The sequence below is a fragment of the Kitasatospora sp. NPDC059747 genome (genome assembly GCF_042732955.1).
GTDB lineage: Bacteria > Actinomycetota > Actinomycetes > Streptomycetales > Streptomycetaceae > Kitasatospora.
On record NZ_JBHWGV010000085.1, the window covers coordinates 11,112 to 33,023 of the forward strand.

Annotated in this window: 20 protein-coding genes and 3 tRNA genes; 15 read left to right on the plus strand and 8 right to left on the minus strand. The window is 74.5% G+C overall.

All coding sequences use genetic code 11. The annotated features are described in order from the left end of the window. Positions 1-164: 164 nt before the first annotated feature. The 3 genes from ACFV4G_RS30390 (at position 165) to ACFV4G_RS30400 (ending at position 1,579) form a co-directional block, all read left to right on the plus strand. Positions 165-689 (plus strand): ribonuclease, encoded by a 525-nt coding sequence (locus tag ACFV4G_RS30390; RefSeq protein ID WP_380445327.1) that lies wholly within the window; start codon positions 165-167, stop codon positions 687-689. A 66-nt stretch (positions 690-755) separates the two neighbouring features. Beyond that, positions 756-1,247: a hypothetical protein gene (locus ACFV4G_RS30395; protein WP_380445328.1), complete on the plus strand. Its 492-nt coding sequence runs from the start codon at positions 756-758 to the stop codon at positions 1,245-1,247. After that, a complete protein-coding gene (locus ACFV4G_RS30400; RefSeq protein ID WP_380445329.1) occupies positions 1,247-1,579 on the plus strand; it encodes a winged helix-turn-helix domain-containing protein in 333 nt (110 codons plus the stop codon). The genes ACFV4G_RS30395 and ACFV4G_RS30400 overlap by 1 nt, the downstream gene beginning before the upstream one ends. A 5-nt stretch (positions 1,580-1,584) precedes the next feature. Here ACFV4G_RS30400 and ACFV4G_RS30405 read toward each other — a convergent pair whose 3' ends face one another. After that, positions 1,585-2,589: a hypothetical protein gene (locus ACFV4G_RS30405; RefSeq protein WP_380445330.1), complete on the minus strand. Its 1,005-nt coding sequence runs from the start codon at positions 2,587-2,589 to the stop codon at positions 1,585-1,587. A gap of 108 nt (positions 2,590-2,697) precedes the next feature. Between ACFV4G_RS30405 and ACFV4G_RS30410 the strand changes: the two genes are divergently transcribed. Continuing rightward, positions 2,698-3,915, plus strand: coding sequence for an ADP-ribosylglycohydrolase family protein (locus ACFV4G_RS30410; RefSeq protein WP_380445331.1), 1,218 nt, complete (start codon positions 2,698-2,700; stop codon positions 3,913-3,915). Here the strand turns inward: ACFV4G_RS30410 and ACFV4G_RS30415 are convergent. After that, the gene (locus ACFV4G_RS30415) at positions 3,905-4,651 is read right to left on the minus strand and encodes a GNAT family protein (protein ID WP_359969740.1); all 747 of its coding nucleotides are present in this window, start codon (positions 4,649-4,651) and stop codon (positions 3,905-3,907) included. The genes ACFV4G_RS30410 and ACFV4G_RS30415 overlap by 11 nt on opposite strands. 667 nt (positions 4,652-5,318) lie before the next feature. On the opposite strand from ACFV4G_RS30415, the gene ACFV4G_RS30420 reads away from it, so the two are divergent. The 5 genes from ACFV4G_RS30420 to ACFV4G_RS30440 all read left to right on the plus strand — a co-directional run bounded on the left by ACFV4G_RS30420 (position 5,319) and on the right by ACFV4G_RS30440 (position 12,137). After that, entirely contained in the window at positions 5,319-6,263 is a 945-nt protein-coding gene (locus ACFV4G_RS30420) for a PAC2 family protein (protein ID WP_380445332.1), read from the plus strand. 120 nt (positions 6,264-6,383) lie between these two features. Next, positions 6,384-7,388: an SGNH/GDSL hydrolase family protein gene (locus ACFV4G_RS30425; protein ID WP_380445333.1), complete on the plus strand. Its 1,005-nt coding sequence runs from the start codon at positions 6,384-6,386 to the stop codon at positions 7,386-7,388. Positions 7,389-7,540: 152 nt separating this feature from the next. Then, complete coding sequence (locus ACFV4G_RS30430; protein WP_380445334.1) at positions 7,541-8,854, plus strand: deoxyguanosinetriphosphate triphosphohydrolase; 1,314 nt, start codon at positions 7,541-7,543, stop codon at positions 8,852-8,854. A gap of 59 nt (positions 8,855-8,913) precedes the next feature. Further along, positions 8,914-10,815 carry a DNA primase gene (dnaG, locus tag ACFV4G_RS30435; protein WP_380445335.1) on the plus strand — a complete coding sequence of 634 codons (1,902 nt, stop codon included), beginning with the start codon at positions 8,914-8,916 and terminating at the stop codon, positions 10,813-10,815. Positions 10,816-10,955: 140 nt separating this feature from the next. Next, entirely contained in the window at positions 10,956-12,137 is a 1,182-nt protein-coding gene (locus ACFV4G_RS30440; RefSeq protein WP_380445336.1) for a sigma-70 family RNA polymerase sigma factor, read from the plus strand. Between the two features lie 9 nt (positions 12,138-12,146). On the opposite strand, the gene ACFV4G_RS30445 is transcribed toward ACFV4G_RS30440, so the two are convergent. The 4 genes from ACFV4G_RS30445 to ACFV4G_RS30460 all read right to left on the minus strand — a co-directional run bounded on the left by ACFV4G_RS30445 (position 12,147) and on the right by ACFV4G_RS30460 (position 16,959). Next, positions 12,147-13,181, minus strand: a complete 1,035-nt coding sequence (locus ACFV4G_RS30445) for a helix-turn-helix domain-containing protein (RefSeq protein WP_380445337.1) — start codon at positions 13,179-13,181, stop codon at positions 12,147-12,149. A 427-nt stretch (positions 13,182-13,608) separates the two neighbouring features. Continuing rightward, positions 13,609-15,012 (minus strand): glutamate decarboxylase, encoded by a 1,404-nt coding sequence (locus ACFV4G_RS30450; protein ID WP_380445338.1) that lies wholly within the window; start codon positions 15,010-15,012, stop codon positions 13,609-13,611. A 103-nt stretch (positions 15,013-15,115) separates the two neighbouring features. After that, positions 15,116-16,549 carry an FGGY family carbohydrate kinase gene (locus tag ACFV4G_RS30455; protein WP_380445339.1) on the minus strand — a complete coding sequence of 478 codons (1,434 nt, stop codon included), beginning with the start codon at positions 16,547-16,549 and terminating at the stop codon, positions 15,116-15,118. A gap of 116 nt (positions 16,550-16,665) precedes the next feature. Then, complete coding sequence (locus tag ACFV4G_RS30460) at positions 16,666-16,959, minus strand: hypothetical protein (RefSeq protein WP_380445340.1); 294 nt, start codon at positions 16,957-16,959, stop codon at positions 16,666-16,668. A 243-nt stretch (positions 16,960-17,202) separates the two neighbouring features. Between ACFV4G_RS30460 and ACFV4G_RS30465 the strand changes: the two genes are divergently transcribed. Together ACFV4G_RS30465 and ACFV4G_RS30470 are read left to right on the plus strand one after the other, a co-directional pair. Next, positions 17,203-17,275: transfer RNA gene (locus ACFV4G_RS30465), tRNA-Asn, on the plus strand. Between the two features lie 62 nt (positions 17,276-17,337). Next, positions 17,338-17,410, plus strand: a tRNA-Asn gene (locus tag ACFV4G_RS30470). A gap of 134 nt (positions 17,411-17,544) precedes the next feature. Here ACFV4G_RS30470 and ACFV4G_RS30475 read toward each other — a convergent pair. After that, entirely contained in the window at positions 17,545-18,291 is a 747-nt protein-coding gene (locus tag ACFV4G_RS30475; protein ID WP_380445341.1) for a trypsin-like serine peptidase, read from the minus strand. Positions 18,292-18,429: 138 nt separating this feature from the next. Then, on the minus strand, positions 18,430-19,290 hold the full coding sequence (locus ACFV4G_RS30480) for a hypothetical protein (RefSeq protein ID WP_380445351.1): 861 nt from the start codon (positions 19,288-19,290) through the stop codon (positions 18,430-18,432). A 197-nt stretch (positions 19,291-19,487) separates the two neighbouring features. Here ACFV4G_RS30480 and ACFV4G_RS30485 point away from each other — a divergent pair. From ACFV4G_RS30485 to ACFV4G_RS30500, 4 genes are all read left to right on the plus strand, one after another. Beyond that, a tRNA-Ile gene (locus tag ACFV4G_RS30485) sits at positions 19,488-19,561 on the plus strand. A 271-nt stretch (positions 19,562-19,832) separates the two neighbouring features. Then, entirely contained in the window at positions 19,833-20,792 is a 960-nt protein-coding gene (locus ACFV4G_RS30490) for an SPFH domain-containing protein (RefSeq protein WP_380445342.1), read from the plus strand. 14 nt (positions 20,793-20,806) lie between these two features. Continuing rightward, on the plus strand, positions 20,807-21,031 hold the full coding sequence (locus tag ACFV4G_RS30495; protein ID WP_380445343.1) for a hypothetical protein: 225 nt from the start codon (positions 20,807-20,809) through the stop codon (positions 21,029-21,031). A 40-nt stretch (positions 21,032-21,071) separates the two neighbouring features. Further along, positions 21,072-21,701: a GPP34 family phosphoprotein gene (locus ACFV4G_RS30500; protein ID WP_380445344.1), complete on the plus strand. Its 630-nt coding sequence runs from the start codon at positions 21,072-21,074 to the stop codon at positions 21,699-21,701. Positions 21,702-21,912 lie beyond the last annotated feature (211 nt).

Below are 21,912 nucleotides of genomic sequence, written 5' to 3' on the forward strand. Positions count from 1 at the left end.
GCCGCCCCCGCCGCCGCCCCCCCGACCCCCACCCCGCACCCAGCGGAGACCCCCGCCGGCCCCCCCCCCCCCCCCCCCCCCCCCCCCCCCCCCCCCCGGCCGTACGTGTGTTGCGGCGGCCACCCACCCGTGGGCCTTCCCCCGGTGCTGGCAAGCTGGTGCGCATGACCAGACGCAAAAGCCCGCTCGTAGTCGTGGCCGTCCTGATCCTGGCCGTCCTCGGGGCGGTCGGGTACCTGCTCGCCGGCAAGGGCGGCAGCAGCCACTCCAAGGCCTCCGGCTCCTCCACCGCAGCCGCCGCGAACTCCGCGGGTTCCCCGGGCGCCAAGTCCCAGGCCCCGAAGCCGTCCCCGCCCGCCGGCCGCACCCCCGCCCCGAGCGGCACCTGGGTGCCCGCCGACCCCGCGCTGGCCGACGTCTGCCGCACCAAGCTCCCCAGCCAGGCCCAGGACACCCTCGGCCTGATCGACAAGGGCGGCCCCTACCCGTACAACCGCGACGGCATCGTCTTCGAGAACCGCGAGAGCCGCCTGCCCAAGAAGTCCGACGGCTATTACCACGAGTTCACCGTCGTCACCCCGGGCTCCAACGACCGCGGCACCCGACGCGTCGTCACCGGCGGCGCCGGCGAGCAGTACTGGTCCCCCGACCACTACGCGACCTTCCAGGAGATCGACCCGCGCTGCTGAAAGTACTTTCCAGTCCGGAAGGTAGATGCCATAGTGGAATCACCGTCGCCGTCCGAGGGGGATTCCATGAGCGACTCCGTTTCCACACCCGCTTCCACACCCGCCGACCTGCCCGCCGCCGAGGCGCTGCGCCTGGCCGACCGCGCCAGGGCGGCCGCCCGGCTGCCCGTGCCGACGCCCCGCTGGTACGGGCCGGCGTTCGCGGCCGGCTTCACCGCCCTCGGTGCAGGGTGCGGTTGGGCCGTCGACACACAACGGACCTGGGTGATCGGCGTGTTGTGCGGCATCTGGAGCATCTGCAGCGCCGCTGCCGCCCAGCACGCCATGCGCGGCAGCGGCATCATGCCGCGGGGAATCGATGCCCACATCGGCGGCGCCGTCCTCCTGGCCGTCCTGCTGGTCACGGTGGCCGGGCTGGCCGTCGTGGCTCTCGCCGTCTGGGCGGGTGCGGGTCCGCAGTGGGTCGGCGTCGCGGGCGGCGTGGCCGCGGGCGCCGCCTTCTGGGCTGCGACCGAGCGGCTCAACGACCGTGCCCGGCATCTGCGGGAGGCCCGCTGATGCCCCTCTCCCTCGACCCACTGCTCCAGCACCCCACCCGGCTTGCCGCGCTCGCCTTCCTCAGCGCCTGCCGCGAGGCCGAGTTCGGCGCCGTCCGCGACCACTGCGAGGTCTCCGACTCCGTCCTGAGCAAGGCCGCGACCGCTCTCGAAGAGGCTGGCTACGTGGCCGTGAAGAAGGGGTACGTCGGCAAGCGCCCCCGCACTTGGCTCACCGCCACCCGCGCCGGCCACGCCGCCCTTGCCCACCACCTTGCCGAACTCCGGCGACTCGTCGCGGCGGCCGAGGCCGCCGGAGCCCAGCACGCGGCCCGGGCGCAGCAAGGGAGTTGACGCCCTCAACGCGCCCGCCGCCAGGTGATCCTGGCGTGCGGGCCGTGGGGGCCGGTGGTCAGCAGGGCGGTCAGCTCGTGGAGGACCGGGGTCGGGTCGCGGCGCAGCTGGACCGGGGTGGTGCGGACGACCGGGAGGCCGGCGGTGGTGAGGCGGTTGGCCCGGACCAGGCTGCGCTCGTGGTCGGCCGGGCGCAGGTGCCAGGCCCGTGAGTCGATCTCCAGCGCCACGCACGCGTGCGGCCAGTAGGCGTCGGGCACGGCGAGGAAGCGGCCGTCCAGGAACAGCACCGGGTTCCACAGCGGCTCCGACAGGCCCGAGCCCCGCAGGAGGTCGCGCGCCTCGCCCTCGACCACCGACCGCACCCCGGACGTCAGGTCCTCGACCACCTGGGCGACCTGCGGCAGCCCGAGCGCACCCGGCCGGGCGAGCAAGTGGTCCAGCAGCTCGCCGAGTTCGCAGTGCCGCCGCTGGACCGCCTCCGCGCACAGCGCCCGGAAGCGCCGCAGGCCCGGCTCGCGCGGGGCGAGGTCCGCCAGTGCCCGCGCGACGGTGGTGCTCCACAGCCCGTCGTCCCGCTGGTACCCGCTCGGCATCGGCCCGGCCGCCCGGTGGATCCGGACGAACTCGCGGTCGCCGACCCGGCGTTGCCCCGGGATCAGCACGTCGACGCCGATGAGGTCGGCCGGGTGCCCGGCGCTCGGCAGACCCGCGTCCGCGAGCACCGCGAACCCGGTCAGCAGGACTTCCCCGGTCTGCGGCGAGCGCCCCTTCGGCGCCGCGTACGCCAGTGCGGCGCGCAGCCGTTGATGTGCGGTCAGCCGCCCCGTCTGCAGGCAGATCACCCGGGGCAGCACCTGCTGCCACGGCCCGCCCGGCCGCAGCCGGTGGGCGATCGTGCCGGACGGCACCCCGAGGCGGCGCAGCTGCGCCCGGGTGACGACGTGCTGCTGGTCGGCGCCGAGCAGGGCGACGGGGTCGAGGGAGTCGAGGGGAATGGCGCAGGTCATGTCACGGTGCTTCCCACCAGGATCGGATGTATGCGAAACATCGCCCGTGGGAGGGGCCCGGCAAAACAGGTTGACGCGGCCTCGGCCGGGCCGGTGAGCTGGGGGCATATGACGACTCCCCACCAAGGCCCCGCGTTCGACGCGCTCGTCGGCCTCTCCGTGGCCGACGCCCTCGGCGCCCAGTTCTTCGTCCCCGAGGTCGCCGCCGCGCACCTCGCCGCCCGCACGACTCCGCCCGCGCCCTGGCCGTGGACCGACGACACCGAGATGGCCTGCTCGGTGTACGCCGCCCACACCGAGCGCGGCACCGTCGACACCTTCGACCTGACCTACGCCTTCGCCCTCCGCCACGACTTCGACCGCGGCTACGGCCCCGCCGCCAACCGGATGCTCCGGCTGATCCGCGAGGGCGGGGACGCCGCGGCGCTGGCCGCCGGACTCTTCGACGGCCAGGGCTCGTACGGCAACGGCGCCGCGATGCGGGTCGCCCCGCTCGGCGCCGCGCTCGCCGACGACCCGGACGCGTGCGTCCGGCTGGCCGCGCGCACCGCGGTGATCACGCACACCCACCCGCAGGCCGTCGACGGCGCCGTCGCCGTCGCGGTGGCCGCCGCGTACGCCGTGCGGGCCCGGCGCGAGCCGCTGACGCCGGACGGCCTGCTGCGGAAGGTCCTGCACCACACCCCGGACGGCGCCGTGCGGGACGGGCTCGCCGAGGCGCGCCACCTGCTCGCGGAGCCGGACTTCCGCGTCGCCGCGAAGGTGCTCGGCAACGGCAGCCGGACGTCCGCCGCCGACACCGTCCCGTACGCGCTGTGGTGCGCCGCCCGTCGGCTCGGCGACTATCCGGCGGCCGTGTGGGAGGCGATCGCGGCCGGGGGCGACGTGGACACCGTCGCCGCCATCACCGGGGGAGTGGTCGCCGCGCACACCGGCACCGCCGGCGTCCCGGAGGCCTGGCGGTCCGCCCGCGAGCCGCTGCCCGCCTGGGCGTTCCCGGTGCCGGGGTCCGTCACGGCCGCCCGCGCCCGCGCAGAGCTGCTCGTGCCGCGGCCGCACCCCGTCCCCGACGTGGTGTGGAGCGACGAGCAGTGGCAGCGCCTGCGGACCGGGCTCGACGGCTGGAGCGTCCGTACCGGGGAGGGCGTCCTGAGCATCTGCGACGCCGTGAGCGGCCACCCCGTGTGGGAGGTGGCGGTCACGCGCGTGCGCGGCGTCTGGCGTCCCGTCTCGGCGGTCGTCGAGGCCGGGCGGCGCGGGCCGTGGGACCCGGGCGTCCTCGCCCGGGTCCTGGGGTCCGCCGACGGTGGGCCGCTCAGGCCGTGACGCTCAGGCCGTAGCTCAGATGGCCGGAGCCGCTGCCGCCGTGTCTAAGGCACTCCTGGTTGATCTCCGGATCCGGGGCGCTCGGCGACGTGGCGTTGGCGATCCGCAGCTCGATGATGTCCCGGACGGCCGGCCATTCGGCGTCCAGGATCGAGTAGAACGCGGTGGACCTGACCACTCCGTCCAGACCGCGCGAGTGCGCCCGGCGGACGCCCTCGGAGGTCGCGCCCAGCCGCTCGATCGCCGTGCGCGAGCGCAGGTTGCGGGCGTCGGCGCGCAGCGAGATCCGCTGCACCCCCCAGGTCTCGAAGGCGTGGCGCAGCATCAGCAGCTTGGCCTCGGTGTTGATGCCGGTGCCCTGGGCCCGCGGCGAGAGCCAGGTGTTGCCGATCTCCGCGGCGTCCGGCACGGCGGTGGCCGGGTCGCCGTGCGGCACGCCCGGGACCGGCGGCCACACCAGCGGGCCCTGCCAGTAGTCGAGTTCCAGGAAGCGGGTGGATCCGACCACCCGGCCGTCGGCGGCGTTCACCGTCGCGAACGGCAGCGACCGGCCCGCGGCCTGGTCCGCGAGGGCGCGCGCGACGTAGTCGCGGGCCGCTTCGAGGCCGTGCGGGACGGGGGTGAAGGCGTAGGTCGTACGGTCCTCGGCGCCGGCCTCGGCGATGGCCTCGGCGTGGTGCGCGGCGAGGGGCTCCAGCCGCACGGTGCGGCCGGTGAGGGTGACAGGTACGGGCACGGAACCTTCTGTCCTTCATCGGTCGTAGGGGGCATCTCGCGCCGGGGTGCGGCACGGGCTGCGGTGGACTGGTTCGCCCCGGCCCGGTGACCGGTCGCCGGGTACCCCGGTGCGCGCCGGAGGTCCGGTCGGGCGGGGCGGGGGCGGCGGCCCGGAGCGGGCGGCGCGGGTGCCGGAATGGTCACGGGTCCACGGACCGGTCCGGCGGGATGTGCGAGGGGACAGTATGCGTCCGCGAAATGGCCGAGGAGGAACGAGAGCGCGAAAGGAAGCGGGCGGCCAGATGAAGGCAAGATGCGTCGTGGGTTCTGCCGGCACCGATCCGGGACGTGATCGACGGCGTTACGGACGACGTGATGACGACGCGACGATGCGAGGCAGCGAGAGGACGATACCCGCCAGAAGGCGGTGCGTCACTTCGCGGCGCGCGTTTGGGGGCTCGGGTCGTCGCGGCGCGCTCCGGATCTTGCTGCCGGGACCCCTTGGCGACCCCCCTGACCAGCGGCTTTTCGATCGGGTGCGATCATGGTTCGCGGCGGTCGGGCGCGGCCGCGGCGACGTCGTCCGGGTGGGCGGGAATTCCGGCGGCGCGCCGCACGCTGGAGACGACGAGAAGGGCGAACAGCCGGGTCCGCCGGGACGAGCAGAGAACGGGGTTGGGTGCGCGGTGCGTGATTTCCAGGCGCTGTACGAGCTGGATCAGCAGGGCGTGGCCGCCGTGGCCGCGGCGAACGCCGAGCTGAGCGACACCGGTGCGGGCCTCGTGCTGCTCCACCACTTCGAGGGCTTCATGGACGCCGGCGAGGCCGGCGGGCAGGTGGTGGACCACCTGCTGGAGTCGGGGTCGCCGCAGGTCGTCGCCCGCTTCGACCACGACCGCCTGGTGGACTACCGGGCCCGCCGCCCCTCGATGGTCTTCGACCGCGACCACTGGACGTCGTACGACCCGCCGGAGATCCTGCTCCAGCTGGTGCGCGACGCCGCCGGCGCGCCGTTCCTGCTGCTCAGCGGCCCCGAGCCGGACGTCGAGTGGGAGCGCTTCGCGGGCGCCGTCCGCGAACTGGTGGAGCGCTTCGAGGTCCGGCTGAGCCTGGACTTCCACGGCATCCCGATGGGCGTGCCGCACACCCGCCCGGTCGGCCTGACGCCGCACGGCAACCGGCTCGACCTGGCCGCCGACCACCCGCAGTGGTTCGAGCAGGCGCAGGTCCCCGGCAGCGCGCAGGCGCTGCTGGAGTACCGGCTCGCCGAGTCCGGCCACGACGTCCTGGGCTTCGCCGTGCACGTGCCGCACTACGTGGCGCGCTCGGCCTACCCGGCGGCCGCGGTGCTGATCCTGGAGGCCGTGCAGTCGGCCACCGGCCTGGTGCTCCCGGGCACCGGACTGCGCCGCCGGGTGGACGAGGTCCACGCCGACATCGAGGAGCAGCTGTCCCAGGGGGACGGCGAGTTGCGGTCCGCGATCCGCGGCATGGAGGGCCAGTACGACGCCGTGGCGGGCGCGGAGAGCCGGGAGAGCCTGCTGGCGGAGCCGGTCGACCTGCCCTCGGCGGACGAGCTGGGCCGCCGCTTCGAGCAGTTCCTGGCCGAGCACGAGCGCGGCACGGAATAGGGAATAGCGGGACAGCCGACCGGGAGTCATCCGGCGCCCGCCGTTCGTTGGCCCCTGCGGTGCCCGGGGGACGGGTCGCCGCAGCGAGACGATTGCTGCCCCCGGGGGGATGCCATGCCGATGACGACACGCCCGGCCGCCGCCGTGACGGCCGCCGGGCTGGCCGCGGTGCTGCTCGCGGCCTGCAGCTCCGGGAGCGGGTCGGACGGCGCGTCCGGGAAGGGCTTCGCGGGCGCGCTGCCCGCTCACGCCCCGGCGACGCCCACGGCCACGCAGACACCCACGCCGACGCCGACTCCGCTCCCCGCCGGGCCCTACGTGGCGCTCGGCGACTCCTACACCGCCGGCATCAAGATCGCCCCGCAGGTCGGCGACCCGAAGGGCTGTGACCGCTCCGGGGTCAACTACCCGTCCCTGGTGGCGAAGGCACTCGGGCTGGCACCCGGCCAGTTCCAGGACGTCAGCTGCAGCGGCGCCCGCACCGGCGACCTCACCAGCCCCCAGCAGACCGACGGCGGCGCCAACCCGCCCCAGCTGGACGCGCTCACCCCGGCCACCCGCCTGGTCACGGTCGGGATCGGCGGCAACGACGCGGGCTTCATGGAGGTCGTCACCCAGTGCGCCAAGGACAACCTGGTGGACGCGGTGAAGGGCCTCGTCGGCAGCGGGCGCGCCGCCTCGCCCTGCCGGGACCGCTACGCCGCCGGCGGCACCGACGAGGTGCAGCGCAAGGTCGACGCGGCCGGTGACCGGCTCGGCCGGGCCCTGAAGGAGATCGGGCGCCGCTCCCCGAAGGCCCGGGTGTACGTGGTCGGCTACCCGGCCCTGCTCCCGGCCGACCCGGCGAGCTGCGGGCCGGTGCTCGGCAGCACCCTCGCCCCCGCCGACCTCGGCTTCCTGGTCGAGAAGGAGCAGCAGCTCAACGGCATGCTCCGCAAGCGCGCGGAGAGCGCCGGCGCGGTCTTCGTGGACGCGGCCACCCCCTCCGCGGGGCACGACATGTGCGCCGGAGGGGCCCGCTGGGTCGAGCCGCCGTTCCCGGCCCCGGGCCTCGCGGCGATCCACCCGAACGCCAAGGGCCAGGAGGCGGTGGCCGCCGTCGTCCTCAAGGCCGTCAAGGGCTGAAGAGGGCCGAACAGGGCTGAAGTGGGCCGAAAGGGCCGAAGGGCCCGAACGGCAGGGCACGGCGCGTACGCAAAGGATTCACGCCCCGGTCCGCGCCCCTTCGCGCGCGGCACACCCCGCGTGTCGGAGGCGCGGCGTACGGTGAAGCCCATATGGACGACACTGCGCACCGCCCCGCCGCCGCCCCCGACCCGTACGACCACGCCGCGGAGGCCCGCTGGGTCCCCGAACCCGACAAGCGTCCCGGTCGCACGGCCTTCCAGCGCGACCGCGCCCGGGTGCTGCACTCGGCCGCGCTGCGCCGCCTGGCCGGCACCACGCAGGTGGTCGCCCCGATGCGCAGCGACTTCCCCCGCACCCGGCTCACCCACTCCCTCGAATGCGCGCAGGTCGGCCGGGAGTTGGGCGCGGCCCTGGGCTGCGACCCGGACCTCGTCGAGACGGCCTGCCTGGCCCACGACATCGGCCACCCGCCCTTCGGCCACACCGGCGAGGAGGCCCTCGACCAGGCCGCCGAGGCCTGCGGCGGCTTCGAGGGCAACGCGCAGTCCCTGCGCATCCTCACCCGCCTGGAACCCAAGCGCTTCGCCCCGCAGGACGAGCAGCCCGCCGCCCGCCTCGCCCCCTGGCCGGGCCGCAGCGTCGGCCTCAACCTGACCCGCGCCGCCCTCGACGCCGCCACCAAGTACCCGTGGACCCACGGCGCCCACCCGGGCGACCCGGCCTCGCCCAAGTACGGCGTCTACGCCGACGACCTGCCGGTCTTCCGCTGGCTGCGGGCGGGCTCCCCGGCCGGGCGCAAGTGCTTCGAGGCCACCGTCATGGACTGGTCCGACGACGTCGCCTACTCCACCCACGACGTCGAGGACGGCCTCCAGGCCGGGCACATCGACCCGGCCGCGCTGCGCGCCCCCGGCGAGCGCGAGGAGCTCTTCAAGGTCGCCGAGCGCTACGCCCGCGACGCCGAGCCCGAGGAACTCGCCGCCGCCCTCGACCGGCTGCTCGCCCAGGAGTGGTGGCCGCGCTCCTACGACGGCACCGCGCGCGCCCGGGCCGGCCTCAAGGACCTCACCAGCCAGCTGATCGGCCGCTTCTGCCTGGCCGCCGAGCAGGCCACCCGGGCCCGCTACGGCCCCGGCCGGCTGACCCGCTACGCGGCCGAGCTGGTGGTGCCGCGGGACGTCCGGCTGGAGTGCGCGGTGCTCAAGGCGGTCGCCGTCCGCTACGTGATGCAGCGCGACGAGCAGGCCCAGCTGCGGGCCCGCCAGCGGATCGTGATCGCCGAGCTGGCCTACGTGCTGACCGAGCGCGCGCCCGAGGGCCTCGACCCGGTCTTCGCCGCCCAGTACCACGAGGCCGAGGACGACCGGGCGGCCCTGCGGACGGTCATCGACCAGATCGCCACCCTCACCGACGCCTCGGCGCTGGCCCTCCACGCCAAGCTCGTCGGCGCCGCCTGGAAGTAGCGGAGGGAACGGGGGATCGCGGCCGCCGGAAACCCCGGCCACCCCAGTAGACTTCCGGGGTGGCCGGGCGGATCAGGGACGAAGACGTGCAGGCGGTGCGCAGCGCACTGCCCATCGACGCGGTGGTCGGCGACTACGTACAGCTGACCAACGGTGGCGGCGGCGAGTACAAGGGCGTCTGCCCCTTCCACGACGAGAAGTCCGCCTCCTTCTACGTGAACCCCGCCAAGGGCGTCTTCCACTGCTTCGGCTGCCAGGAGAACGGCGACACCATCGCCTTCCTGATGAAGATCGAGCACTTCACCTTCGCCGAGGCCGTCGAGCGGATGGCCGCCCAGGCCGGCATCACCCTGCGCTACGAGGAGGGCGGCTACAGCCCCCGCCACCAGCAGGGCGAGCGCACCCGCCTGGTCGAGGCGCACAAGGTGGCCGCCGCCTTCTACCAGGAGCAGCTGGCCTCGCCGGAGGCGGAGATCGGCCGCCGCTTCCTGGCCGAGCGCGGCTTCGACGAGGAGTCCGCCAAGACCTTCGGCGTCGGCTACGCCCCGGCCGGCTGGGAGCACCTGGTCCGCTACCTGCGCGGCAAGGGCTTCTCGGACAAGGAGATCCTGCTCGGCGGCCTGGCCTCGCAGGGGCAGCGCGGCGGCCTGATCGACCGTTTCCGGGGCCGGCTGGTCTGGCCGATCCGGGACATCGCGGGCGAGGTGGTGGGCTTCGGCGCCCGCCGGCTGCGCGAGGACGACAACGGCCCGAAGTACCTGAACACCCCCGAGACGCCGATCTACAAGAAGTCCCACGTGCTGTACGGCATCGACCTGGCGAAGAAGGAGATCGCCAAGTCCGGCCGCGCGGTGGTGGTCGAGGGCTACACCGACGTGATGGCCTGCCACCTGGCGGGCGTCACCACGGCGGTGGCCACCTGCGGCACGGCCTTCGCCGAGGACCACATCAAGATCATCCGCCGGCTGCTGATGGACACCTCCCAGTACCGCGGCGAGACGGTCTTCACCTTCGACGGCGACGCGGCCGGCCAGAAGGCCGCGCTGCGCGCGTTCGAGGACGACCAGAAGTTCGCCGCCAAGACCTCCATCGCGGTCAGCCCGGGCGGCATGGACCCGTGCGAGCTGCGGCTGGCCAAGGGCGACGACGCGGTCCGCGAGCTGATCGACAACCCGGTCCCGCTGTTCGAGTTCGCGCTGACCTCGGCGGTGGCCCGGCACCGGGTGGACACCCCGGAGGGGCGGTCGGCGGCGCTGGAGGAGGCGGCCCCGATCGTCGCCAAGATCAAGGACCGCTCGATCCAGCACGAGTACGCCGTCCGCCTGGCCGGCATGCTCGGCATCCTGGACGAGCCCTTCGTCGTCCGCCGGGTCTCCCAGCTCGCTCGCTGGGACCGCGAGCGCCAGCAGAACCCGCGCGGCGCCGCCCAGCGCCGCCCGGAGTCCGAGCAGGTCCGCCCGGCCCGGCCCGCCTTCGTGCTGAACCCGCGCGACCCGGCCCAGTTCGTGGAGCGCGAACTGCTCAAGCTGGCGCTCCAGCACCCGGACCTGGTCAGCCCGGCCTTCGACCACTACGGCGAGGACGAGTTCCCGACCGCGCCCTACACGGCCGTGCGGCAGGCGATCGCCAAGGCCGGCGGCGCCGCGTACGGGGCGACCCTGCCGGACTTCACGAGCGCGGTGCGCGAGGCGGCCCCGGACGACCGGGTGCGCTCGCTGGTGACCGAGCTGATCGTGGAGCCGGTGCGCTCGCGCCGCAAGGCGGACGCCGTCTACGCGGGGGAGTTCCTGGTCAAGCTGCGCCTGCTGGCCGTCGACCGGCGGATCGCCGAGGTCCGCGGCTACCTCCAGCGGCTCGGCCCGCGGGCCGACGCCGAGCAGCAGCACGCGGTGCAGACGGAGCTGTGGCAGCTCCAGCAGTACGGGCAGCAGCTGCGCAGCGGGGGCGCCGCGGCGCTCTGACGCGGGCGCGGGCGGCGCGCGGGGCGCGTCCAGAAAGTCGGCGCACGAGTCTCGGCCACGGAGCGTGGCGTACCGCACACTGGAGGGCGTCCCAGCACCGTACAGCGCGGGTCCGCCAGAGTCGCGCGCGCCCCGAGGGGATGCCCGTGGACCAAGGCCTTGCCGCGACGTCCAGTCCGACCGACAGACCGAATCCCCCCGCGCCGCCCGCCGGCCCGGTGCCGATCCCCTACGAGGAGGCGGACCACGGCCGGGCCGGCGCCCCGCCCCCGGACGGTGCCCGGGTGCCCGCCCAGGGCCGGCCGGAGGGCCACCCCGAAGCCCCGGACGTCCCGGTGCCCGTGGCCGGGGCGGCGACGGAGGCCGATCCCGACGAGGAGCCCGACGACCGGAGCCGTCCCGACACCGGGGGCTCGGCCGCGGACCTGCTCCGCCAGTACCTCCGCGAGATCGGCCGGATCCGGCTGCTCAACGCCGCCGAGGAGGTGGAGCTGGCCCGCCGGATCGAGGCGGGCCTGTTCGCCGAGGAGCGCCTGCACCGCGAACCCCCGCCGCCCGACCCGCTGGCCGACGAGCTGGACTGCCTCGTGGTGCTCGGCCGGATCGCCAAGCGCCGCCTGATCGAGGCGAACCTGCGCCTCGTCGTGTCCGTCGCCAAGCGCTACGTCGGCCGCGGGCTGACCCTGCTGGACCTGGTCCAGGAGGGCAACCTCGGCCTGATCCGGGCGGTGGAGAAGTTCGACTACGCGCGCGGCTACAAGTTCTCCACCTACGCCACCTGGTGGATCCGGCAGGCGATGAGCCGGGCCCTGGCCGACCAGGCCCGGACGATCCGGGTGCCGGTGCACGTGGTCGAGCTGATCAACCGGGTGGTCCGGGTGCAGCGGGCGCTGCTCCAGGAGCGCGGTGTCGAGCCGGGCGCGGCCGACATCGCGACGGCGCTCGAACTGACGGAGGAGCGGGTGCGCGAGCTGCTCCGGCTGGCGCAGGAGCCGATCTCGCTGCACACCCCGGTGGGGGAGGAGGACGACGTCGCGCTCGGGGACCTGATCGAGGACGCCGACGCCGCCTCGCCCGCCGAGTCCGCGACCTTCCTCCTGCTGCGCCAGCACCTGGAGGCGGTGCTGGCCACCCTCGGCGAGCGCGAGCGCCAGGTGGTCCAGCTCCGCTACGGGCTGGACGACGGGCGCCCGCGCACGCTGGAGGAGATCGGCTCGGTGTTCGGGGTGACGCGCGAGCGGATCCGCCAGATCGAGTCGAAGACGCTGGTCAAGCTCCGCGAGCACGCCTTCGCCGCGCAGCTGCGCGGGTACCTCGACTGAGCGGCGCCGCTACGACACGGCCGTGGGAGCGGCGGACGGGCTCGCGGTGGCGTCGGCCGTGGGACTCGCCGTGCCCCCGACCCCCGGGGGCGGCGAGGCGGGTCCGACCGGGATCGGGGTGGACGCCACCATGCCCGCCGGGTCGGACATCGGCGCGATGCACAGGTTGCCCTCGGGCTGGTGCCCGCAGACCTGGAAGGTGACGGCCGGGTCCGCCGCGCTGAGCATCAGCGAGTAGTTGTCGTAGCCGTAGTGGATCAGCGCCTGCTCGCTCTCACCGGTGCTGCTGGTGATGGTCGCGTAGTCCTGCGGCTGGCCTTCGTTGATCGCCGCCCACACGGCCTGGCACTTCTGGCTGTAGCGGAGGTAGATGACGACCTTGCCGATGACGTCGGACTGCAGCGTGCGGGCGTCCTTGCCGCAGCCGGTGTCCTTGGGGTTCTTGTGCGCGCAGCCCATGGCCTGGCAGGTGGGGTCGGACGAGACGGGCTTGGCGGGCACCGTCACGGGGGCGGAGGAGGTGCCGGGGTCGGCGACGGGCGTCGACGGATCGTCGTGCCGGGTCGCCCGCAGGCCCACCAGGACCAGGACGAGGGCCACCACGGCCGCGCAGGCCAGCAGCGGGGCGGGGCGCCGCCACCAGGCCGTGGCGGGTTCGGGCTCGCCGGCCGGGAGGACCTCGACCGGTTCGGCGGTGTCCTGGACGCCGGCGACCCGCGGAGCGTCCGCGTCCGCGTCGGCCTCGGCGGCCGTGTCCTGCGCACCGGCTTCCGCGCCGGAGGGCCCGGCCACGGCCTGCTGCCAGAGCGCCCGCAGGGCGGGCCCGTCGCACTCGACGGCCCCGATCAGCGCGTCCAGGGCCTGCTCGGTGATGACCCGCTTGCCGTTCAGCCAGCGCTCCCAGGAGGCCCGGCTGTAGTGGGTCCGGGTGGCGAGCTCGGACAGCGAGAGCCCGGCGGCGTCCTTGAGCGTGCGCAGTTCCTCGGCAAGGCTTCGAGCGGGCCCGGTCAGCTCCTCGGGCAGTTGCTTCCAGGCGGAACCCATGCGGCCCTTCCATGCAATCGAGACGGTGGATCGGGAGGATCGATCGGGGGGAGCTCCGGGTGAGGGGGGCTCCGACCCCGGGCCGTTCGGGTGTCTCCGCTTCTCCAACCTCAACCTTCGGCCGTCCCAAACCCCAGGTCCTGGCGCTGAGACGGACCGAAGTGTCTCACAACCCCCGGGGACGCTCGAACAATCGTGTCTCCGTCGTGCACAGTTCTCTAGCCGGTGCGGTTCGCCCACCGGACGCTTCGTTCGGACGCGGACCGTTCAGCGGTCGTCCGTCCGACACCCAGGTCCCGGTACCCCCACCGTCCGGGGCAGCCTCGCGGGGGGAGGCTGCCCCGGATGTACCGGGACGCACGACGGGGAGGGCGCTCCGGCGCCCTCCCCGTCGTGGCCGTTCACTGGGAGGTCCGGCGGGGACGGTTCAGTGGTGGAACCCCGTCCGGGCCGGCACCCCGAGCTCCTTCAGCGGGACGGGCTGGCGCCGCAGCTCGGGCAGCAACCGGCCGAGGTCGGCCAGCAGCAGGTCGGCGAGGTCGCGGGAGAAGCCGTTGCGGCACACGACCCGCAGCACCGACAGGTCCTCCCGGTTCGCCGGGAACGTGTACGCGGGCACCTGCCAGCCGCGCTCGCGCAGGCGCCGGGACACGTCGAACACGTCGAAGGGGACGCCGTCGTCCGTGGTGACGGCGAACACCGGCAGCTGGTCGCCGCGGGTGAGCAGCCTGAAGCCGTCGAGCTCGCCGATCCTCCCGGACAGGTAGGTCGCGACCTCCCGGGACGCGCCCTGGACGGCCCGGAAGCCCTCCCGGCCGAGCCGCAGGAAGGTGTAGTACTGCGCGACCACCTGGGCGCCGGGCCGGGAGAAGTTGAGCGCGAAGGTGGGCATCTCGCCGCCGAGGTAGTTGACCCGGAAGACCAGCTCCTGCGGCAGCGCCTCGTGGTCGCGCCACAGCGCCCAGCCGACGCCGGGGTAGACCAGCCCGTACTTGTGGCCGGAGGTGTTGATCGAGGCGACCCTGGGCAGCCGGAAGTCCCACACCAGGTCGGGGTCGAGGAAGGGCGCCACCATGCCGCCGGAGGCGCCGTCCACGTGCACCGGGACGTCGAGGCCGGTGCGCCGCTGGAGCTCGTCCAGGGCCGCGCAGATCTCGGCGACCGGCTCGTAGGAGCCGTCGAAGGTGGAGCCGAGGACGCCGACGACGCCGATGGTGTCCTCGTCGCACAGCTCGACCGCGCGCAGGGCGTCGAGGTGGAAGCGCTCGCCCTCCATCGGGGCGGTGCGCGCCTCGACCTCCCAGAAGGTGCAGAACTTCTCCCAGCACACCTGGACGTTGACGCCCATCACCAGGTTGGGCCGGGCCCCGGCCGCGTAGCGCTCGGCGTTGCGGCGCATCCAGCGGCGCTTGAGCGCGAGGCCGGCCAGCATGCAGGCCTCGCTGGAGCCGGTGGTGGAGCAGCCGACGGCGGCGTCCGGGTCGGGGGCGTGCCACAGGTCGGCGAGGATCGCCACGCAGCGCCGCTCCAGTTCGGCGGTCTGCGGGTACTCGTCCTTGTCGATCATGTTCTTGTCCAGGCACTCGGTCATCAGCCGGGTGGCCTGCACCTCCATCGAGGTGGTGACGAAGGTGGCCAGGTTGAGCCTGGCGTTGCCGTCCAGCATCAGCTCGTCGTGGATCAGCTGGTAGGCGGTGTCGGCCGGGACGGGGCCGTCGCCGAGGCGGTGCAGCGGCGGCGCCAGCTCCATCGCGCCGAGCGGGTCGGCGGTGGCCACGAACGGGCTGATGCTCAGCCGGCGGTCGTCGCCGGCCCCCTTGTGCAGCGCCATGGGTGCCTGTCGTCCTTCGCTCGGGTGGCCGTGTCCCGTCCCACGCTGCCACCGGGGGCGGGCTGACGCACCTTCATCGGGCGGATCCGCGGAGCCGGACGGCTCAGGCGGCCGTCTCCGGGTGGATCCGCTCCCGGGCGGCCCGGTACTGGCGCAGCACCGCGGAGCCGATCGCCAGGTCCTGGTCGCCCTCGGGCTCGACGGTCTCGGCCCCGGCGAGCTCCCACTGCGGCGGCCCGGGCGTGCCGGCCAACGCCCAGGCGGCCTGCCGGGCGGCCCCGCGGGCGGCGTGGGCGCCCGGCGGGGGGATGACGACGGGGACGCCGAACACCAGCGGGGCCACGTGCCGGACGGCGGGCAGCCGTCCGGCGGTGCCGAGCAGGAACACCCGCTTGATCCCCACGCCCTGGGCGCGCAGGACGTCCAGGGCGTCCGCGATGTTGCAGAGCATGCCCTCGACGGCGGCCCGGGCCAGGTGCTGCGGGGCCATCGACTCGGCCCGCAGGCCGGACAGGGTGCCGGCCGCGTGCGGCAGGGCGGGGGTCCGCTCGCCGTCCAGGTAGGGCAGCAGGACGAGGCCGTACGCGCCGGGGGAGGAGTGCAGGGCGAGGTCGCTCAGCCCGTCGAGGTCCTGGCCGAGCAGGGCGGCGGTGGAGCGGAGGACCTGGGCGGCGTTCAGGGTGGCGACCATCGGCAGGTGGTGGCCGGTGGCGTCGGCGAAGGAGGAGACCAGCCCGGTGGCGTCCACGACGGCCCGGTCGTGCACCGCGAAGATCGTCCCGGCGCTGCCCAGCGAGACCACCGCGTCGCCGGGGCGCAGGCCGAGGCCGAGCGCGGCGGCCATGTTGTCGCCGGTGCCGGCCGAGATCAGCAGGCCCTCGGGGGTGTGCCCGGCGGGCTCGGCGGGGCCGAGGACGTCGGGCAGCTTCAGCTCGTGGCCGAGCGCGAGCTTCACCAGGTCCTGCCGGTACTCGCCGGTGATCGGGGACCAGTAGCCGGTGCCGGAGGCGTCGCCCCGGTCGGTGGTGCGGCGCTTGGGGCTGCCGAGCAGCTGGGAGACCAGCCAGTCGTGCGGCAGCAGCACCTCGGCCACCCGGCGGGCGTTGGCGGGCTCGAACTCGGCCAGCCAGCGCAGCTTGGCGATGGTGTACGTCGGCCCGGGGACGGCGCCGATCGCGGCCGTCCAGGCGGCCGGGCCGCCGAGGGCGTCGAGCAGCTTGGCGGCGGCCCCGCTGGAGCGCGGGTCGTGCCAGAGGATCGCGGGCCGCACCAGCACGCCGCCCGCGTCGAGGCCGATCATGCCGTGCTGCTGCGCGCTGACTCCGATCGCGCGGACGCCCTCCAGCAGGCCGCCGGCGGCCGCGTCGCCGAGGGAGTGCAGCCAGACCTGCGGGTCGGCCTCGCCGGCCCGGGTCTCGGTGCCCTCGGGGACGGGGTGCGGAGCCTTCCCGGAGCGCAGCACGGCACCGGTCTCGGCGTCGCACGCGACGATCCGGGTGCGACTGGTCGAGCTGTCTATCCCCGCGACGATGGCCATGTCGAGATCATGCCTCAGCCCGGCCCGGGACGCGTCCGGACCGGGGAGGCCTTTGCCCGTTCGGTACCCGGGGGGCCTGTCTTCGGCCCCCCGGACACCCGGACTTCACCGGGGTGTCACGGCCGGAAGGTACCCCAGCCGTCGTCCTCCGGGCGGGCCCGGTTGAAGTACGGCACCCGGTCGGTCACGGCGGCCGGCAGGTGGTCGCCGACCCGGTCCGCGACCGCGCCGGCGGCCTTCCCGGCCACTGCGCCGGCCTGCTGCCTGGCCCGGTCCGTCGCGCCCTGGACCTTGGGGCTCCGGGCGATCTGCCGGGTGACCTTGGCGATCTGGTCGTAGCGTTGGCGCCCGGCCCGGGAGCCAAGGACGTAGCCGGCCGCGAGTCCGACGGCCAACGACAGCTTCCACATGATCGGATTCCACCCTCTCCTGGCGGCCTTCTGCCGCATTGCCCTACCCGTCCGTCGGGACGGCGAACCGTCCGCGTCCCCAGCATCCCCGGGGGGTGCGCCCGGCGCGCGCGGGGCACGCCGCACGGGGCTCCGGGGCGGCGGGGGAAAGCGATTGGCGGACCACCCCCCCGAGTGCGCTAATGTATGTCCCGCAGCGAACGCCGAGGAGCCCGGGGAACCGGGGGCCGGAGCGGAAGCCGATCCCCCATAGCTCAATTGGCAGAGCAGCCGACTGTTAATCGGCAGGTTATTGGTTCGAGTCCAATTGGGGGAGCTCCGGAAGCGGTCCCTCGGGGTCCGTTCTTCCGTCCGTGGTACGGCAGTTGTGTACCGCGATCCCGCATAGCTCAATTGGCAGAGCAGCCGGCTGTTAACCGGCAGGTTTTTGGTTCGAGTCCAAATGCGGGAGCTGCACCGGGTGCGCCCGGTGACTGCTCAGAGCGAAGGCCCCTCGGACGACCGGGGGGCCTTCGTGTTTCCCGCCCCCGTGTCGTCTCCGTCACACCGAGCTCTGTCACCCCGGGCCCCGTCACCCCCGGGCCGTCAGGCGGTCGCCTGCTGGTACAGGTCGGAGACCCGGCCGTCGAAGGTGATGCTGTACGACGTGCCGGGGGTGTCCCCGCCCTCCTCGTAGCCGCCGATGACGCCGACGACCGTCCCGCCGGGGGTGACCCACGGGCTGCCGCTGGTGCCGTCGGTGTAGCCGCCGCAGTCGAAGCGCTCCTGGGTGGGGCTCTGCGAGCGGGTCCGGACCGAGCAGGTGATCGGCTCGTCGCGCTCGTTGGGGTAGCCGGTGACCGACACGTCCAGCCCGAAGCCCTGGCCGGTGGCGAGCCGGTTGCCGCCGACGGCGTCCTCGACCTCCCGGCCGTCGACCGGGCGGACGGTGATGAACGCCACGTCGTACTCGGGATCGTCGTCGTCCGCCCAGCGGGGGTCGACGGTGATCGACTGCACCGGCCAACTCCCGTAGGGGGAGTATCCGTTGCGGTAGCCCGGGGTGAACACCAGGCCGTCCAGCAGGCCGACCCTGCGGTTGTGCACGCAGTGCGCGGCGGTCACCAGCAGGTTGTGCCCGGGGCTCTGGACGACGCTGGCCGTGCAGGCCCGCGGGCCCTGCGGGGTGCGGACCGAGAGGGTGCCGATGCGGTCGCGGGCCGCGCTCTGCTGCGCGACCTCGGCGGTGGGCGCCTGGTCCGTCCCGGCGCAGGCGGTGCCGGCGGCGAGCAGCAGGGCCGTCAGCGCGGCCGTCCGTGCGGCGCGCGCGGGCCGTGCCGGGCGGGGGGCCATCGGGGCTCCGTCTCGTTCCTCGGGGCGGGTGCGGGTCCTTCGATCCGCCGTTCGTGAGGAAGATCTACCAGGCCGCGCGCGGCAGCGCCACTGCCGGTCGTTCGATCACACCGCGACGGGGCGCCCGGACCCGCCCGGCTACTGGGTCGCGCGGTCGTAGAGCGCCTGGACGCGGTCCCCGAAGTAGCTGGTGTACGAGATGTCGGGGTTGTCGCCGCCCTCCTGGTAGCCGCCGATCACGCCGACCACCGTGCCGGTCCTGGTGCTCGGGTCGAAGTCGGTGACCCACGGGCTGCCGCTGGTGCCGCCGGTGTAGTCGGGGCAGTCGATCCGCAGCTGGGTGGGGCTCTGTTCGACGGTGTTGTTGGCGCAGGTGATCGGGACGTCGCTGGTCCCGGGGTAGCCGGTGACCCGCACGGGGAGCTGGTAGCCGAGGTCGACGCCCAGTTTGTTGGCGCCGAGCACCTGCTGCACCTGCTGCCCGTTCTGAGGCCCGACGACGGCGAAGGCGACGTCGACGTCCGGGTCGGCGTGGTCCTTCCAGCCGTCGTCGACGGTGACGGCCACCAGCGGCCAGATGCCGCTCGGGGTGTCGCCGTTGCGGTAGCCGGGCACGAAGACCAGGTCGCTGCGCTGGCCGAGCTTCGGGTCCCAGACGCAGTGCGCGGCGGTGACGACGAGGTTCTGGCCGGCGCTGTCGACCACGCTGGCGGTGCAGAAGTGGTCGCCGTCCGCGTTGCGGGTGAAGACGGCGCCGACCAGGCCGTTGAGCACGGTGGGCCGGGCGGTGCGGGTGATCCCGGTGTGCTTGCCGATCGCGCCCTTGAGGCGCTGGCGGCTCCAGCCGTGGGCGCCGTCCGACGTGGCGGACGAGGCGCCGGGCGAGGCCGGGGCCGAGGTGACGGTCGGGGCGCCGGCGCCGGGCCGGGCCGCCGTGGTGCAGCCGGCCGCCGCCAGCAGCACCAGCACGGTGCCCGCCGCCACTCCCGCCTCACGCATCGTCACCCGCTCAGGCTGCCCGCCCGCCGCCGCGCGTGCCAACCGGACTGGTCCGCACGGAAACCGCGTGCACGCCTGCGCACCCCATGTGCGCCCCCGGCGCGCACCGCGGGTGATCGACCGGCTATGCTGCCCGGGACGGCCTTTCGGGGCCGTCTGCTGCTGCCGTGGCCGACGACCGGCGCGCGCGGCGAACCGGGGCGGTAGCTCAGCCGGTTAGAGCAGGGGACTCATAATCCCTTGGTCGTGGGTTCGAGTCCCACCCGCCCCACCCAGATCGACCGGCCCATCGGGCCGCGGGGTCGCTGACCTGCGAGAACTGTAGGCGAACGGCGACCGTCCGGCGGTGATTACACGCCGAAGTTCACCCGCTCGGTAAGGGCCCGGGAACGTTCCGCTGACGTTCCGGGCGCCTGAGCAGCGCGTTTGCGGTCCCTCGGCCGCCACCTCCCGTCGTTCCGTTCCGGCCCCTGGCCCGCTTGCGCGAAAAGTGATATCACTTTGATTGCTAGGCGGAATCACTCGCTGGAGGAGCCGGTCCCATGACCACACCGCGCATCCCCGTCGACGTCGACGACGAAGACGGCCCCGTCCTGGACCTGCCGGTCCCCAAGATCACCGAACGCCTCATCACCCCCCGCGCCGGCCTGCCGGTCCTCGGGGCCGGCCTGCTCGGGCTGGTCGCGGGCGCCGCCCTGGTCATCGTCGGCGGCGTGCAGATCGCCGGCGGAACCAAGGGCCTCGGCACCGCCCTGGTGGTCGCCGGGCCGGTGCTCGCGCTGGCCTCGCTGGTGGTGCTGGCCGGCCTGACCGTGGTCTCGCCCGGCGAGGCCCGGGTGGTCCAGCTGCTCGGCGACTACCGCGGCACCATCCGCACCGAGGGCCTGAGCTGGGTGAACCCCTTCACCAGCCGTCGCCGGATCTCCACCCGGATCCGCAACCACGAGACCGAGACCAGCAAGGTCAACGACGCCGACGGCAACCCGATCGAGATGGCCGCCGTCGTGGTCTGGCAGGTCGAGGACACCGCCAAGGCCGTGTTCGAGGTCGACGACTACACCGACTTCGTCGCCATCCAGACCGAGACCGCGGTCCGGCACATCGCCGGCAGCTACCCCTACGACGCCCACCGCGAGGGCGAGTTGTCGCTGCGCGACGGCGCCGAGGAGATCACCCGCAAGCTCTCCGCCGAGATCGGCGCCCGGGTCGTGTCGGCCGGCGTGCGGGTCGTCGAGTCCCGGATCACCCGGCTCGCGTACGCGCCCGAGGTCGCCCAGGTGATGCTGCAGCGCCAGCAGGCCGGGGCCGTGGTGGCCGCGCGCAGGCTGATCGTCGAGGGCGCCGTCGGTATGGTCGAGGAGGCCCTGGACCGGCTGGCCGAGCGCGACGTCGTCGAACTGGACGAGGAGCGCAAGGCGGCCATGGTGAGCAACCTCCTCGTGGTGCTCTGCGGAGACCGCGGCACCCAGCCGGTCGTGAACACGGGCTCCCTCTACCAGTAAGGAGCGGCGCGGCGTTGGCGACCGAGCGGAAGAAGATCCTGCTGCGCCTGGACCCGGCGGTGCACGACGCGCTGGCCCGGTGGGCGGCGGACGAACTGCGCAGTGCGAATGCACAGATCGAGTTCCTGCTCCGCCGCGCCCTCACCGACGCGGGGCGGATGCCCAGCGGTGCGGCGACGCTTCCCCGGCGCGGCCGACCGCCCAAGGAGAGCCCGGAGGACGGCCCCGACGCCGACTGACCGGGCGGCCCACCCACCCGTCCCCAGCCTGGAGCCCACGATGGACGTGCCCACCACCCTCCCGGAGAAGCTGTACCTGCTGGCCTACGACCCCGAGCGCGGGCGGCACACCGGCACCCTGAACCTCGACCCGGCCCTGCGGGCGGCGGCGCTCACCGAACTCCTCCACCGCGGGCTGATCCGCGACGACGGCCGGCACCCGGTCGGCGTCGACGGCGCGGCCGACGGCCTCGACCCGCTGTCCGCCCGGCTGCTGGAGCAGATTCGCCAGGGACGCCGGCGCAGCTGGAAGAGCTGGATCGGGCGCCAGGGATTTCCGTCGCACATGGTTCGCGACGGGCTCGCGGCCGACGGCCGGATCCGGGTCGAGAAGCGCCGGGTCCTCGGGATCTTCCCGGTCGCCCGGGTCACCCTGCCGGAGCCCCGGGTGCACAAGGCGTTGGCCTCGGGCATCACGTCGGCGCTGAAGGGCCCGCTCAGCCGGGTCGACCGGGCCGACGCCGCCCTGGTCGCGCTGGCCGACGGCGCCCGGCTGGGCTCGGTCCTGACGTGGCGCCGGCGCCGCGAGTTCCGGGCCAGGATCGACAAGCTGGCCCCCGTCACCGGCCCCATCCGGCGCGCCCTGCGCCGCGCGGTCGACGCCCAGAACTCGGACGGCGGGGCGGGCTGACCCGACCGCACGACCGCACGACCGTACGACCGCACGACCGTGAGCCCGGCCGCCGATCCGGCGGCCGGGCTCCGTGCTGTCCGCCCCCGGCGCCGCCACCCGCCATCCACCGATCGGTTGATCGGCGCTCCACCGCATCGTCCGAGCGATAGGACCGGCTGGTCGATCCGCCGCAAGGCCCCCGCGCGGGAAGCTCGTTGTGAGCCGGGGA

Excerpts from the sequence above, each read along its gene's own strand:
- ACFV4G_RS30390 (WP_380445327.1), top strand. The coding sequence starts at position 165 with ATGACCAGACGCAAAAGCCCGCTCGTAGTCGTGGCCGTCCTGATCCTG.
- ACFV4G_RS30395 (WP_380445328.1), top strand. The coding sequence starts at position 756 with ATGAGCGACTCCGTTTCCACACCCGCTTCCACACCCGCCGACCTGCCC.
- ACFV4G_RS30400 (WP_380445329.1), top strand. The coding sequence starts at position 1,247 with ATGCCCCTCTCCCTCGACCCACTGCTCCAGCACCCCACCCGGCTTGCC.
- ACFV4G_RS30405 (WP_380445330.1), bottom strand. The coding sequence starts at position 2,589 with ATGACCTGCGCCATTCCCCTCGACTCCCTCGACCCCGTCGCCCTGCTC.
- ACFV4G_RS30410 (WP_380445331.1), top strand. The coding sequence starts at position 2,698 with ATGACGACTCCCCACCAAGGCCCCGCGTTCGACGCGCTCGTCGGCCTC.
- ACFV4G_RS30425 (WP_380445333.1), top strand. The coding sequence starts at position 6,384 with ATGACGACACGCCCGGCCGCCGCCGTGACGGCCGCCGGGCTGGCCGCG.
- ACFV4G_RS30430 (WP_380445334.1), top strand. The coding sequence starts at position 7,541 with ATGGACGACACTGCGCACCGCCCCGCCGCCGCCCCCGACCCGTACGAC.
- ACFV4G_RS30440 (WP_380445336.1), top strand. The coding sequence starts at position 10,956 with ATGCCCGTGGACCAAGGCCTTGCCGCGACGTCCAGTCCGACCGACAGA.
- ACFV4G_RS30445 (WP_380445337.1), bottom strand. The coding sequence starts at position 13,181 with ATGGGTTCCGCCTGGAAGCAACTGCCCGAGGAGCTGACCGGGCCCGCT.
- ACFV4G_RS30450 (WP_380445338.1), bottom strand. The coding sequence starts at position 15,012 with ATGGCGCTGCACAAGGGGGCCGGCGACGACCGCCGGCTGAGCATCAGC.
- ACFV4G_RS30455 (WP_380445339.1), bottom strand. The coding sequence starts at position 16,549 with ATGGCCATCGTCGCGGGGATAGACAGCTCGACCAGTCGCACCCGGATC.
- ACFV4G_RS30460 (WP_380445340.1), bottom strand. The coding sequence starts at position 16,959 with ATGTGGAAGCTGTCGTTGGCCGTCGGACTCGCGGCCGGCTACGTCCTT.
- ACFV4G_RS30475 (WP_380445341.1), bottom strand. The coding sequence starts at position 18,291 with ATGGCCCCCCGCCCGGCACGGCCCGCGCGCGCCGCACGGACGGCCGCG.
- ACFV4G_RS30480 (WP_380445351.1), bottom strand. The coding sequence starts at position 19,290 with ATGCGTGAGGCGGGAGTGGCGGCGGGCACCGTGCTGGTGCTGCTGGCG.
- ACFV4G_RS30490 (WP_380445342.1), top strand. The coding sequence starts at position 19,833 with ATGACCACACCGCGCATCCCCGTCGACGTCGACGACGAAGACGGCCCC.
- ACFV4G_RS30500 (WP_380445344.1), top strand. The coding sequence starts at position 21,072 with ATGGACGTGCCCACCACCCTCCCGGAGAAGCTGTACCTGCTGGCCTAC.